Raw genomic sequence first — 14547 nt, 5'->3', positions numbered from 1 at the left:
GGGCAGTACATGACAATGTTTAATAATTCGAGCAATAAGAAGCGACAACTTCCTGAGCAGGAATCAGCTCTGGCTGGTCGAACGGAGCCTATGGAAGTCGTTGGCCAGCACTTTGTCAATAATCACTCACTGAAAGCCCCATTCCCTGAGAATCTACAAACGATCTATATTGGGCTAGGTTGTTTTTGGGGCGCTGAAAGGTTGTTTTGGCAACAGGCGGGTGTGTATACAACCGCTGTTGGTTATGCCGGTGGCTATACCCCGAACCCCACTTATGAAGAGGTTTGCTCAGGGCAGACCGGGCATACGGAGGTGGTGATGGTGGTTTATGCCCCGGCAGACATCTCAACGGAAGCGCTCTTAACGCTGTTCTGGGAATCCCATGATCCGACTCAAGGCATGAAGCAAGGTAATGATGTGGGTACGCAGTATCGCTCAGCTATCTATACGACGACGGATGAGCAGATTCAGCAGGCTGAGAAAACCCGAGAACAATTTGCGCAGTCTCTGTCTCAAAAAGGGTTTCCAGACATCACCACTGAAATCCGAAACGCACCGCCTTTCTACTATGCGGAAACTTACCATCAGCAGTATCTTGCCAAAAACCCGGAAGGGTATTGTGGCTTGAAAGGAACCGGCGTGTGTCTCGGCGCCTAATGCCGTTACTGTTTATTCTTAATAAGGTCTCGAATAAGAAAGCGGGAAGGGTGTAGCGCCTCTTTTAGTGTGACTGGCAGCGGGTTGGTATTCGACTCGTCGCCAGTAATCATGTCTGCCAGTATTTCACCTGAGATTGGGCAGGAGATCATTCCTCGTGAGCCGTGCCCTGTGGTGACGTAGAGACCATCAAAATAATCAGGTTTATCCGTCAGTGGCAGTTTACTGTTTTTGCGAAGTGGTGCGTAGGTGTCTAAAAATAACTGGTGGTGAACCACGGGTCCGACTATGGGCAGGTAGTCCGGCGTCGTGCAGCGAAAGCCGGTTCTGCCACCGGTAATCTCAACATGATCGCCACCAATGGCGTCATAAAACGTCGGAAACCATTGCTGCTGCATGCTCAGGTTTTCCTGATGATCCTGATCACGAATAGCCAAACTTGAATCGTTAAAGTGAAAGGTGGCTCCCAGGGTATGCTCACCTTTTATGGCTGGTGCAATATACCCTTCGCCGCAGACACAGGTGCTGAGCTTTTGGCTCTGGGGCGTTGCCTTTACCCGGGTGATTTGACCTCTGATGGATTTCAGCGGTAGGTAGTGAAGTTGATTGAATCGATTACTGGCCGTTCCCTGAGCGATGATGACGGTTTTGCTTCGGAATTCACCGCTGTCAGACTTTATGACCCATTCGTTATTCTCAGGGCTTATTTCATTGACCAGGCTGTTTTTGACCGCTTTGATCGTTGGGTGATCCACTAAAGCACGACAGAATGCCGGTGGGTGTACCCATCCTGCGTTCGGGAAAAACAGCCCGGAATGGTGGATATCCAGACCCGCAATCTCTGACAGCTGTTGTGCGTTCATATATTGGAGTAAATCATCCGGGTGCTGAGCATCTAATGCTTGATAGCGCTGATTGGTTTTATCATTTACGGCGAGCTGCACAACGCCACATTGTTGCCAGTCTTGAATGTTCAGTTGTTTAAGCAGGTCAATGGAGTAGTGATAACCATGGAAAATAAATTGGCTTAATGGTGTGTTGTCCGCAGACAGCTTGGCGTACAAAACACCTTGTGGGTTACCGGATGCCTCACTGGCAAGCGCCTCGTGTTGTTCCAGAATTGTGACTTGCCAGCCACGCTTTGCCAGTGAGTAAGCCGTGCTGCACCCGGCAAGACCGCCGCCAATAACGATGGCGGATTTCTCTGGATTTCTATGGTCTGCTTGAGAAAACCAAGGCTTGCTGGGGTGTTTGCTGTTGGTCACGCTACTTCGCTTAAGAGTCAAAACAGTAGAGGATAGTGACCAAGTGATGTTGGGTAAAGACCCTAAAACTAGAATATTGGCAAGGATCCCCTATGCTTCAGAGTTTGCAAGGGAGATTTGTTGTGTGGGGATGTGCGTCAAACATTGAGTGCAATACGACCTATCGGATAGGGCAGAATAATATACAAATAGCTGGTTTAGACTTCCATAACCCCGTTTTCTGGTTGACTGCAACGTTCTCCTTATTGTTTATAGTCCTGACGCTTTTGTTCCCTTCGTTAGTAAAGACTACGCTGACAGGTCTTCACCTCTGGTGTGTTGAAACTTTTTACTGGCTGTACATGACGGCCTCAAATGTATTTGTGCTGTTCTGTGTGTTAATGGTCATTCTGCCGGTGGGTAAAATCCGGTTGGGTGGGGAAGATGCAAAAACAGAGCACAGTACATTGTCCTGGTTCTCAATGTTGTTTGCTGCCGGGATGGGTATTGGTCTGGTCTTTTGGTGTGTTGCTGAACCAGTAGCCTATTATACGAATTTGAATGGTACGCCTCTCAATGTTGAGGCTTATACGCCGGAAGCTGCCTCTATTGCTATGGGAGCAACTTTGTTTCATTGGGGGCTTCACCCATGGGCAGTCTATGGGGTTGTTGGTCTGGCACTTGCCTTCTTTGCTTATAATAAAGGGCTTCCGCTGACGATTCGTTCTGCATTTTATCCGCTGTTAGGTGAAAAGGTCTGGGGGCCTATTGGTCATGCTATTGATATCGTTGCGGTTTTGGCGACGATTTTCGGTTTGTCAACGTCACTGGGATTAGGGGCAATACAGGCTGCAGCGGGTTTGGACTTTGCCTTTGGGGTTAAAAACACAATCACGACTCAAATGGTTGTTATTGTCGTTATTGCCATGATCACATTGCTTTCGGTAGTCAGGGGTCTGGATAAAGGCGTGAAAACGCTCAGCAATATTAATATGGCGATAGCAGCGCTTCTTTTACTTTTCGTTGTTTTCGCATCGTCGTTTACCAACTTTCTGGGCCATTTTTCCGCTGTTTTAGGGAGTTATGCAGAGAACCTTATCTCATTGAGTAACTGGGTTGGTCGAGAGGACGCAAACTGGTATCAAGGCTGGACAGTGTTTTACTGGGCCTGGTGGGTGTCCTGGTCACCTTTTGTGGGGTTGTTCATTGCCCGTATCTCAAAAGGTAGAACGGTGCGTGAGTTCATGATTGGAGTCCTTCTGGTACCTACGCTGGTATCAGCAATCTGGATGGCGGCTTTTGGTGGAGCTGCTTTGGATCAGGTTCAGAATTACATTGGGCAGCTGTCCAATGGTATTGGTGATGTCTCTCTGGCCCTGTTTCAGATGCTTGAAAACCTCCCTTTTGTAAGAGTCACCACTTTGCTGGCCGTTACTCTGGTTCTGGTTTTTTTTATTACCTCGGCCGATTCCGGAGCGCTGGTGGTGGATTACATCACTGCCGGGGGGGAAAGTGGACTCTCCCGCAAGTCAACGAGCGATGTGGGCTGTACTGCAGTGTGTCACGGCTTCGGTATTACTCTACGGTGGCGGGGAAGAGGCGTTGACTTCTCTGCAAGCCGGAGCGGTTTCTATGGGGTTGCCTTTTACGGTGATATTGCTCTTTATGTGTGTGGGCCTATTTTGGTCCATGATGCGGGATCTTAATAAGGTGAAATGTCGTTCTGCAATCGGGTAACTTGCCATTACGGACGGGTCTGTAACGCCCGGGCTGTCCTATCGTTTCTTGAAATCGAAGGATTACGTGCTGTACCGGTTTATTTCAGGATAGGAAATACTCGCTATTTCATGGTACGCCTCACTGATTTAGAATCACCCGCTTTATTCTGAAAAGAGATGTACCATGCGGTTGATACTGGCGCCGATGGAAGGTGTGATGGATCACGATATGCGTGACCTGCTGACCAGCGTCAACACCTTTGATTTGTGTGTGACCGAGTTTGTTCGAGTCACTGATACTTTATTGCCAAATAGGGTGTTTTATCGCACTTGCCCGGAATTGAAGCAGGGCAGTAGGACATCAAATGGTACATTAGTTCGCCTTCAACTGTTGGGCAGTAGTCCGGAATATCTGGCTTTGAATGCGGCCAGAGCGGTTAAGTTGGGTTCGCCAGGCATCGATTTAAATTTCGGATGTCCGGCTAAAGGGGTGAATAAGAACAAAGGCGGTGCGATTTTATTGCGTGAGCCAGGTCTACTCTTTGATATCGTCAAATCCGTTCGTGAAGCCGTGCCTGCCGAGTTTCCTGTGACTGCCAAAATCCGTCTTGGCTACGAAGATAAGTCTCTCTTTATGGATAACGCCTGTGCTATTCAGGAAGCTGGCGCTTCGGAGCTGGTGGTTCATGCCCGAACAAAAGCGGAAGGCTATCGCCCGCCAGCCCATTGGGAATACATTAATAAAATTCGTGAGCGACTTAACATCCCGGTCATTGCCAATGGTGAAATATGGAATCACGAAGACGCCCAGCGTTGTATGACGGTTTCGGGCTGCTCCGATTTGATGGTGGGGCGTTCATCCTTGACTACCCCGAACATCACGAACATGATTCGTGAATGCGTTGGTCCGATGCCCTGGAGTGATGTGCTGCAATTGATTTTGCAATTGGGTGATCGTGATCGTGAAAATGACAAGTGGCTCTACCACCCTTCAAGAATGAAACAGTGGCTGAACTATCTTCGTAAGGCCTACCCGGAGGCGCAGAATCTGTTTGAGCGTGTTCGTGCGATGAACGATGCTGATGAGATGGTGAGTGTGGTCAACCAGAACTGTATGCAAACGACTAAAAAGGTTGATAAGAAAACTTGACACGGCTAAGCAATTGGGAAGCGGGATGGGGGCTTTCTGCTTTTCTGTCCTTTATTGCCTTCTTGAGCATATTGGTAATGTCTGGATTTTTTGCAATGTGTTTGGAGGCGCTTAAGGGGGATGTTTTAGTGAAGAGGGATGTTTTAACTTTTTTCTCGGGATTAGCTCCATATTTCAGTAATTCTTCAACAATCAGATTGTGTCCCTCTTGAGTAGCAAATAATAGTGCTGTTGCTCCTTTCCTTGTGCATTCATTGACATTAGCATTATGTTTGATCAGTAGTTTGACAATGTTGAGGTGATTCTGAAATGCAGCAACATGGAGGGCTGTGCTTCCATCTGGACAACTTAAGCCCACCTTAGCTTTATGTTCCAGAAATAACTCGACTAATTGGTAGTGACCCCTGCCTGCGGCTATATAGAGGGGGAATACGCCATTTTTATCTTGCCAATTGACATTGGCGTTATGATTAAGAAGAAGTTCGTTTGTCCCTCTGCTCCCTTCTTCAGCAGCGTAAAAGAGCGGTGTTCTACCCTCTGCAGTCAATTGAGTCACTGAAGCGCTTTCCTCCAAAAGTTTTTGTACACCGAAGTCAAAGCCACTTTGTGCAGCATACATAAGAGGTGTTGCTCCGGCGGGGGTCGCATGGTCTGCAAGGGCGCCATGTCTGAGGAGGAATTCCAGAATCTCTACGTTTTTTATACTGGCAGCCATGGAAAGTAAGTCGATGGTTGAACCTGACTTCGAGGCATAATAGTCATAGACAATATGCCGATCTTTTTCAAGCTCAGTTTGAAGGCGGGTGATGTCACCGGCACGACAAGCGGCCAGCGGTGCCGGCTCATTATATTTGCTGGGGTCTTTAGGCTCTTCATCGTCGTTTGTATGTGTTTTATAAGCGACATTGGATGAATAATTATAGACCCCAGATAAGACAGATACATTCATGAGGTTTCATGTTTAGTTAACAGATTAAAGTTATCTGTGATCATAGGATAGATTTTTCAAGCTGGTTGTTTATTTACTTCTGTTTGGGCGTATTCGCTTTTTTATTGACCAAGGTCGATGCATTTATTATCGAATAGGCCATTTTTGTTATGTATTCCGCACATCGTCTGTATAGCTGATTGTCAAATTCACCGTGATCAGTACAATACACAAGCGGCACGAGCCGGTTTTCTTCGTAATACTTAATGATTGCGAACGAACAAATAACTATAAATATGCATACGACAAGGACAACATGATGACGTCGTCGGAACTTATCTCTGAGGGCTCCAGCCTGATGCTGTTCGGGATGGGCTTTGTTTTCCTGTTTCTCACTCTGCTGGTGTTGGTCACCAGTTTGATGTCGAAAATCATCACTCGCTTTTTTCATGAACCTGCTACTTCAGGAGCCTCCGCTGTACGTCATAGTTCAGCAGGCGGAGCGCCAGTCGCCAACAGTAATCAGACCGAAGTGGTAGCCGCTATTAGCGCTGCTATTAAGCTGCACAGAACAAAAAAAGATAAAGATTAAAGCCATTAACCGGGGGATAAAGGGTTATGTCTGAAGTTCACAAACCGCTTGGTATTACCGATGTGGTGTTGAGGGATGCCCATCAATCACTGTTTGCTACCCGTCTGCGTATAGAAGACATGTTGCCCATTGCGGAGCAATTGGACGACATTGGTTACTGGTCCCTGGAAACCTGGGGTGGCGCAACTTTTGACGCCTGTATCCGTTATCTCGGTGAAGACCCTTGGGAAAGGCTGCGTGAACTGAAAAAAGCCATGCCGAAAACCCGGCAGCAAATGTTGCTTCGTGGGCAGAATTTGTTGGGTTACCGTCATTATGCGGACGATGTCGTTGATAAGTTTGTAGAGCGTGCTGTTTTTAATGGCATGGATGTGTTCCGTGTCTTTGATGCTATGAACGACCCCCGCAACCTCAAGCATGCCATGAGTGCAGTCAAGCGACAGGGAGCCCATGCGCAAGGGACTATTTCCTATACCACCAGTCCGGTGCATAACATGGACAACTGGGTATCGCTTGCTAAAGAAATTGAAGATCTGGGTGCGGACTCACTGTGTATTAAGGATATGTCCGGCATTATTACGCCGACGGATGTTTATGAGTTAGTGTCACGATTGAAGCGTGAGACGGACTTGGAAGTGCAATTGCATTGTCATGCGACATCCGGTCTTTCTTCTATGTCGTTATTGAAAGCCATTGAGGCCGGTATTGATCGGGTGGATACCGCTATTTCCTCAATGTCCATGACTTACGGACATTCTCCAACAGAAGCGATTGTTGCAGCGCTGCAGGGAACAGAGCGGGATAGTGGCCTGGATCTCAATAAGCTGGAAGAAGTGGCAACTTACTTCCGTGCTGTGCGTAAGAAATACGCTAAGTTTGAAGGTCAGTTGCGCGGTGTTGATGCTCGTATCCTGACGGCTCAAGTGCCTGGTGGTATGTTGACCAATATGGAAAGTCAGCTGAAAGAGCAGGGCGCCAGCGATAAGTTTGATGAAGTGCTTCAGGAAATTCCACGGGTTCGTGAAGACCTTGGTTTTATTCCTCTTGTTACCCCAACGTCTCAAATTGTGGGTACACAGGCCGTACTGAATGTGCTGACCGGTGAGCGTTACAAATCCATTTCTAAAGAGACTCAGGGAATTCTTAAAGGCGAATACGGTGCTGCACCAGCACCTTTTAATACCGAGTTGCAAACTCGAGTATTGGACGGTAAAGAAGCGATCACCTGTCGTCCAGCAGATATGTTGGAAGCTGAATTCAATAAGTTAACCACGGAGCTTGAAGGGTTAGCACAGGAAAAAGGTATCAAGCTGGCAGATCAGGCAGTGGACGATGTTCTGACCTATGCCTTGTTCCCCCAGGTTGGTCTCAAATTTCTGCAGAATCGTGGTAATCCGGATGCCTTTGAACCAATTCCAGGAACTGAGCCTGAGGTTAAGCCAGCAGCCCCCGCTTCTGTCAATCAAACAGACAGTGCCGTTTATACCGTAAGAGTGAACGGTAATCCTTATACCGTGGAAGTGGCCGAAGGTGGCGATGTTAGTCAGGTTATCCCTGCATCATTGGCAATCCAGCAAGCTGCTGTTCCGGCTGCAGTTTCAGGCGAACCCATGTCGGCACCGTTGGCTGGAAATATCTGGAAAGTCCATGTCACGCCAGGGCAACAGGTTCAGGAGGGCGACGTTGTGTTGATTCTTGAAGCCATGAAGATGGAAACGGAAGTACGTGCACCGAGAGCTGGTCAGGTGACGTCTGTCAGTGTCAGAGAAGGCGACAGTGTGGCAGTGGGTGATCAGCTGCTGGCACTGGCTTGATAATACCAATTCTGTTTTTAAATTATGGGCTGCGCAGCCATTTTGACCGACTGGATCGGCGTTGAAGTTCCTCGCCATAGCTACTGCTATGACTCGTCGCTTCGCCTTGTCCAGTCGCCCAAAATAACTTGCTCACTCCACAATTTAAAAACGACATTGGTATAACTTAAGGAGTAGGAAGTTATCATGGAAAAGCTGTTAACGCTCTGGGAAGGCTCAGGGATTTACAATCTGAGCGCTGGTGAGCTGGCAATGATACTGGTGGGCTTCGGATTACTCTATCTGGCCATCCGTAAACAATTTGAGCCTTTGTTGTTAGTGCCGATTGGGTTTGGCGGGATTATGGCCAATATTCCTCAGGCGGGTCTGGCATTTTCAGCCATTGAGCAGGCGTTGCATGTGGCAAATCCAGTAGTATTGCAGGCCATTTCTGAGGCGCTTGGCAATGTTTCTGCAACTCCGGATCAATTGTACACCCTGTACACCGAGGCTAACTCCGCCACAAGAGCCGCTATAGGTCACATTGTGGCCGATGCAGGTTATTCGAACGGCGTCTTATATCAGTTTTACAGTGTCGCTATTGGTAGCGGTGTTGCGCCGCTAGTGATTTTCATGGGTGTTGGGGCAATGACTGATTTTGGTCCTTTGCTGGCGAACCCAAAAACCCTGTTTCTTGGTGCAGCCGCACAATTTGGCATTTTTGCCACGGTCTTTGGTGCTATTGTGCTGAGCTCGACAGGGCTAATGAATTTCTCTTTGGCGGATGCGGCAGCAATCGGCATTATCGGTGGTGCGGATGGCCCAACAGCGATTTATGTATCCAGCGTGTTAGCTCCCCATCTTTTGGGGGCTATTGCGGTGGCTGCGTATTCCTATATGGCACTGGTGCCGTTGATTCAGCCGCCCATTATGCGAGCACTAACGACAGCTGAAGAACGTAAGATTGTGATGACTCAGCTTCGCCACGTCAGCAAGACAGAAAAAATTGTTTTTCCTGTTCTGCTGCTGGTGCTGGTGGCTCTTTTGTTGCCAGATGCTGCTCCGTTGTTGGGGATGTTTTGTTTTGGTAACTTGATGAAAGAATGTGGTGTGGTTGAGCGTTTGTCGGATACCGCACAAAATGCTTTGATCAACATCACTACTATTTTTCTAGGGCTTTCTGTGGGCTCAAAGCTGAGCGCAGATAAATTTCTGGCGATGGAAACCCTTGGGATTCTGTCTTTGGGTATTGTGGCCTTTTGTATTGGTACTGCCAGTGGTGTTTTGATGGCAAAGCTAATGAACCGGGTGACGTCTACAAAAGTGAATCCGCTGATTGGCTCAGCGGGTGTATCTGCGGTCCCGATGGCAGCAAGGGTTTCCAATAAGCTTGGGCTTGAGGCGAACCCTCAGAATTTTTTGTTAATGCATGCCATGGGGCCGAATGTTGCCGGTGTTATCGGCTCTGCAGTTGCTGCCGGGGTAATGATTAAGTACCTTTCCTGATAGTGATTAGAATCATAATAATGCGATGTCTTACCTTTAAGGCGTCGCATTTTTTTTTGTTCGGTGAGAATATAGCCAATAATCAATTTTCAAAACAAACAGAGTTGTGCTTTATGATTTATAAAGAACACAGTGTTCCAGCCCAAAAGAATATTGCCCTGGTTGCTCACGATAATAAGAAAGATGAGTTAGTAAGCTGGGGTTTGCGCCATAAAGAGCAGTTGACAGGTCACGAGCTTTACGCGACTGGAACTACGGGTACGTTAATGGAGAAACATCTCTCTATGCCTGTGAAGAAATTCATCAGTGGTCCATTAGGTGGTGATCAGCAAATAGGTGCGCTGATTTCCGAGTGTAAATTGGATTTGCTGGTCTTTTTCTGGGACCCATTTGAGCCAATGCCTCATGATCCGGATGTAAAGGCGTTGTTAAGAATTGCTGCGGTGTGGAATATTCCCGTCGCCTGTAATCAAAGCTCTGCGGATTATATTTTCTCTTCCGAGTTGCTAGCTCAAACCCATAACCGACAGATTCCAGACTATGACAGCTATCTTAAGCAAAGAGCGCTGGAACAAAAAGCATTGGAATAAATAGAGAAAGAACTATAAAAAACGCCAGACCCCGCTTTCGAGTTCTGGCGTAAATCAGTATCTACGGGAATGACATTGAACAGGTAAAGCAGAATTAAAAAGTTGAAAGTTAAGCAACAGTTAACTAACTGCAACCATCACATCAATAATCGGTGTTGTCATTTCCATTACGTCTGCCCATTGCTCCAAAACTGAAACTGGATGAGCCGTATTGACGTCGTTTCTTATAAGTGACCTTAGGCTCACTGTTGCTATTCCCAATCACCGGTTCTTCAGGAAAAGCGTTCCTGCTGGAAAGTACATTTCCACTGCTGCTTGGGGAGCGATAGCCCTGATTGCCGGAAGAGAAGCGGCGTACAGATTGCGGCTTAACCGTTGGCTGAAATATAGAAACCGGAGGTTGCTCAAAAGCATCTCTTGGCATATCAGGATCTTCATTGCCAGAAGACAGTAATTCACTGTCCTGAACAGAAGCGTCTTGCATATTCAGCCGCATTCGATACGGGTGACCATAACCTCTTCTACGGCGAGGCTTTTGATCTTTAGGCTCTGGTGGCTTAAGACCCGTAAATTGTTCGTAAATTGTAGTATAAATATATTTGCTCATCACTACCTCCTGTTCGATCCTTTCCCGGCAATACTATTGATGTCATTATTTGCTTTAAGGATGTTAGTCAAACCCGTATTGGCTATGAATAGGTAACACTACCTAAAAAAATACAGCAATATCTAAAAGTAGTCGTTAATTCTCATGGAAACGAAATGAAGAGGGAATTAACAGAAATAAAGAATAGCATTCATGAATAATCAGAGATGATTTATTTCATACTTTTTTTGAATGTTGAGTTGATAGTAATAACTAAACTTTGCCAATTTCAAAGATGGTTAATAGACTAACAGGTGCGTTTATTGATGTTAGAGTTTGTTTATATTTTTAAATACTTTGGAATATGTTTTTTTATTATTAATAAGTATTAGCACTGATAGTGGCAATGCCATATATCGAGTAATTTGGTGCCGTCTTCACATACTTTTACGGGTTAGCCAAGCTCATTATCACAGGATAATGATTGTCAGGGTTTCTTCACCTCCCTGAACGTTTGTTAACAATACGCCGACGACGATTTTCGTACATTGATATAGATCAAGTTGGTGTTACAGCTACCAAGATGGCTGGCCCGAAACAGCATTTCCAAAGAATTCTCCAACTTGAAGGAGCTCTTAGTATGACTGTAGCAACCAACGAAATGCCTCAGGCATGGGCTGGTTTTACCTCCGGTGACTGGGAAACCAGTATCAATGTTCGCGATTTTATCCAGAAGAACTACACGCCCTATGAGGGTGATTCCTCTTTTTTGGCTGGTTCCACAGATGCCACAGATAAACTCTGGGCAGATGTTATGGAAGGCATCAAGGAAGAGAACCGCACTCACGCGCCTGTCGATTTTGACACTGATCTGCCATCAACCATTACTTCTCACGACGCTGGTTACATCAACAAAGATCTGGAAACCATCGTTGGTCTTCAGACTGAAAAGCCACTGAAGCGTGCCATTATTGCTAATGGTGGTATCCGCATGGTTGAAACTTCCTGTGAAGTTTACGGCCGTAAGCTGGATGACACGGTTAACAAAATCTTCACGGACTATCGCAAAACCCACAATGCCGGTGTTTTCGACGTTTACACCGCAGACATCCGTAACTGCCGTAAATCCGGTGTAATCACTGGTCTGCCTGATGCATACGGTCGTGGTCGTATTATTGGTGATTATCGTCGTATCGCCCTGTACGGTATTGATCGTCTGGTGGCAGACAAGAAAGTTCAGCACAAGTCTCTGGACAAAGTGATGGAGTCCGGTGAAAACCTGGATCGCACTATTCAGCTGCGCGAAGAGATCATGGAGCAGATCCGTGCTCTGGGTCAGATCAAAGAAATGGCTGCCAAATACGGTTGCGATATTAGTGGTCCAGCGACGTCTGCCCGTGAAGCGGTTCAGTGGACTTATTTCGGCTATCTGGCTGCGGTTAAATCCCAGAACGGTGCCGCTATGTCTCTGGGTCGTACCGCGACCTTCCTGGATATCTACTTCCAGCGCGATCTGGAAGCTGGCAAAATTACCGAAATCGACGCTCAGGAAATGATCGACCATTTCGTCATGAAGCTACGTATGGTTCGCTTCCTGCGTACTCCAGAATACGATCAGCTGTTCTCCGGCGACCCAATCTGGGCGACAGAGTCCATCGGTGGTATGAGCCTGGATGGACGTACACTGGTGACCAAAAACGCGTTCCGTTTCCTGAACACAATGTACACCATGGGTCCATCCCCAGAGCCAAACATTACTGTTCTGTGGTCTGAGCATTTGCCTGTTGGCTTTAAAGAGTACTGTGCAAAAGTATCCATCGATACCAGCTCAATTCAGTACGAAAACGACGATCTGATGCGTCCTGATATGGACAGCGATGATTACGCTATTGCTTGCTGTGTATCCCCAATGGTGGTGGGTAAGCAGATGCAGTTCTTCGGCGCCCGTGCGAACCTGGGTAAAACCCTGCTGTACGCTATCAACGGTGGTGTCGATGAGAAACTGAAACTGCAGATCGGTCCTAAGGCTGAAAAAATCACTTCAGAATATCTGGATTACGACGAAGTTTATGCCAGCTTCGACAAGCTGATGGATTGGTTGGCGACTCAGTACGTGACTGCTCTGAACTGCATCCACTATATGCACGACAAGTATTCCTACGAAGCTTCTCAGATGGCGCTGCACGATCGTGACGTTATCCGTACCATGGCTTGTGGTATTGCGGGTCTGTCTGTGGCTGCTGACTCTCTGTCTGCGATTAAATACGCGAAAGTGAAACCGGTTCGTGATGAAGACGGTATTGCTATCGACTTTGAAATCGACGGTGACTTCCCTAAATTCGGTAACAATGAAGAGCGCGTTGACGCTATCGCCTGTGAGCTGGTCGAAACCTTCATGAAGAAGGTGGCGTCTCACAACATGTACCGTGATGCGATCCCGACTCAGTCTGTACTGACGATCACCTCTAACGTGGTTTACGGTAAGAAAACCGGTACTACACCAGACGGTCGTCGTGCAGGTCAGCCGTTCGGTCCGGGTGCAAACCCAATGCACGGTCGTGACACCAGCGGTGCGGTTGCGTCCCTGAGTTCTGTAGCGAAGCTGCCATTTGCCTACGCGAAAGACGGTATCTCCTATACCTTCTCCATCGTACCGAAAGCACTGGGTAAAGACGACGAAGGTCGTCGTAAGAACCTGGTTGGCCTGATGGATGGTTACTTCCATCATGAAGCGCATCGTGAAGGCGGTCAGCACCTGAACGTGAACGTAATGAACCGCGAAATGCTGGAAGATGCCATGGAAAACCCAGAGAAGTACCCTTCTTTGACCATCCGCGTATCCGGCTACGCAGTGCGCTTTAACTCTCTGACTCCAGAGCAGCAGCGTGATGTGATTACCCGTACGTTCACAGGTTCACTGTAAGTTTTAGCACTTTCAGATAAAATGTAAGAACAATAAAAAGGCCGGCATTGCTGGCCTTTTTTTGCATGTTTTGCAGGTGTAGAGTTGGGAGAGTTGCCATGTCCCTCGGGCGTGTTCATTCCATGGATTCTTTTGGAACCGTTGACGGGCCAGGTATCCGGTATGTGGTTTTTATGCAGGGCTGCCATATGCGCTGCCGTTATTGCCATAACCGGGATACCTGGGATCTTCGTGATGGTGGTGAGGTACTTAGTCATGAAGAGGTCCTGGATAAAATTCTGAAAGTGAAAAGCTTTCTAACAGGTGGTGTAACGGTCACCGGTGGGGAACCGCTGATTCAGGCGGAATTTGTTGCTGACCTGTTTAAAGCGTTAAAAGAGAACGGTATTCACACCTGTCTCGATACCAATGGTTTTACCAAACGCATTACGCCGGATGTTGAGCGGCTACTGTCTTATACTGATCTGGTGCTTTTGGATATCAAGCACATGGATGAGGAGATGCACAAAAAACTCACTTACGTTACCGGCCAGTATCCAAGAAATTTTGCTATGTATTTGCAGGAAATCCAAAAGCCCACCTGGATTCGCTATGTGGCGGTTGAGGGCTTCACCGTTGATCCAATCTATGCGGCGATGCTGGCAGAGATGGTGGAGAAGATGGGCTGCGTAGAAAAGGTTGAGTTGCTGCCATATCACAGTTTAGGTGTACATAAGTGGGATGCTTTTAACGACAGTTATGACCTGCAGAATGTTCGTCCACCGTCAGATGTTCAGATGGATGCGATTAAGTTAGAGTTTGAAAAACGGGGGATTGCTGCGGGGTATTAAAGAAAATGACACAAAGCAGACCTGCCCGCT

11 protein-coding genes and 1 pseudogene are annotated in these 14547 nt (G+C 47.3%); 9 read left to right on the top strand and 3 right to left on the bottom strand.

What is annotated here, in order from left to right; genetic code table 11:
- The first annotated feature begins 9 nt into the window (after positions 1–9).
- Entirely contained in the window at positions 10–657 is a 648-nt protein-coding gene (msrA, locus tag Q1B11_RS04090; protein ID WP_299727971.1) for a peptide-methionine (S)-S-oxide reductase MsrA, read from the top strand.
- Positions 658–662: 5 nt separating this feature from the next.
- Here the strand turns inward: msrA and mnmC are convergent, their stop codons facing one another.
- Positions 663–1922, bottom strand: a complete 1260-nt coding sequence (mnmC, locus tag Q1B11_RS04085; RefSeq protein WP_299727968.1) for an FAD-dependent 5-carboxymethylaminomethyl-2-thiouridine(34) oxidoreductase MnmC — start codon at positions 1920–1922, stop codon at positions 663–665.
- A gap of 92 nt (positions 1923–2014) precedes the next feature.
- On the opposite strand from mnmC, the pseudogene Q1B11_RS04080 reads away from it, so the two are divergent.
- Positions 2015–3638, top strand: a pseudogene (locus Q1B11_RS04080) (BCCT family transporter).
- A 165-nt stretch (positions 3639–3803) separates the two neighbouring features.
- A complete protein-coding gene (gene dusC, locus Q1B11_RS04075) occupies positions 3804–4769 on the top strand; it encodes a tRNA dihydrouridine(16) synthase DusC (RefSeq protein WP_299727965.1) in 966 nt (321 codons plus the stop codon).
- On the opposite strand, the gene Q1B11_RS04070 is transcribed toward dusC, so the two are convergent.
- Positions 4744–5718 carry an ankyrin repeat domain-containing protein gene (locus Q1B11_RS04070; RefSeq protein ID WP_299727962.1) on the bottom strand — a complete coding sequence of 325 codons (975 nt, stop codon included), beginning with the start codon at positions 5716–5718 and terminating at the stop codon, positions 4744–4746. The two genes, dusC and Q1B11_RS04070, sit on opposite strands and share 26 nt — an antisense overlap.
- Before the next feature lie 295 nt (positions 5719–6013).
- Here Q1B11_RS04070 and Q1B11_RS04065 point away from each other — a divergent pair, with 295 nt between their 5' ends.
- The 4 genes from Q1B11_RS04065 (at position 6014) to Q1B11_RS04050 (ending at position 10178) form a co-directional block, all read left to right on the top strand.
- On the top strand, positions 6014–6289 hold the full coding sequence (locus tag Q1B11_RS04065) for an OadG family transporter subunit (protein WP_299727959.1): 276 nt from the start codon (positions 6014–6016) through the stop codon (positions 6287–6289).
- Positions 6290–6315: 26 nt separating this feature from the next.
- Positions 6316–8103: a sodium-extruding oxaloacetate decarboxylase subunit alpha gene (gene oadA, locus Q1B11_RS04060; RefSeq protein ID WP_299727957.1), complete on the top strand. Its 1788-nt coding sequence runs from the start codon at positions 6316–6318 to the stop codon at positions 8101–8103.
- Between the two features lie 186 nt (positions 8104–8289).
- A complete protein-coding gene (locus tag Q1B11_RS04055; protein ID WP_067520151.1) occupies positions 8290–9588 on the top strand; it encodes a sodium ion-translocating decarboxylase subunit beta in 1299 nt (432 codons plus the stop codon).
- 113 nt (positions 9589–9701) lie between these two features.
- Positions 9702–10178: a methylglyoxal synthase gene (locus Q1B11_RS04050; RefSeq protein WP_299727945.1), complete on the top strand. Its 477-nt coding sequence runs from the start codon at positions 9702–9704 to the stop codon at positions 10176–10178.
- Between the two features lie 142 nt (positions 10179–10320).
- Here the strand turns inward: Q1B11_RS04050 and Q1B11_RS04045 are convergent, their stop codons facing one another.
- Complete coding sequence (locus Q1B11_RS04045) at positions 10321–10785, bottom strand: hypothetical protein (RefSeq protein WP_299727943.1); 465 nt, start codon at positions 10783–10785, stop codon at positions 10321–10323.
- 619 nt (positions 10786–11404) lie between these two features.
- On the opposite strand from Q1B11_RS04045, the gene pflB reads away from it, so the two are divergent.
- Positions 11405–13687, top strand: coding sequence for a formate C-acetyltransferase (pflB, locus tag Q1B11_RS04040; protein WP_366139431.1), 2283 nt, complete (start codon positions 11405–11407; stop codon positions 13685–13687).
- A 98-nt stretch (positions 13688–13785) separates the two neighbouring features.
- Positions 13786–14517 (top strand): pyruvate formate-lyase-activating protein, encoded by a 732-nt coding sequence (gene pflA / locus Q1B11_RS04035; RefSeq protein ID WP_299727940.1) that lies wholly within the window; start codon positions 13786–13788, stop codon positions 14515–14517.
- Positions 14518–14547: the final 30 nt, after the last annotated feature.

This window comes from uncultured Endozoicomonas sp. (genome assembly GCF_947495845.1).
Taxonomy (GTDB): domain Bacteria; phylum Pseudomonadota; class Gammaproteobacteria; order Pseudomonadales; family Endozoicomonadaceae; genus Endozoicomonas.
This window is presented reverse-complemented; position numbering and strand designations above follow the sequence as displayed.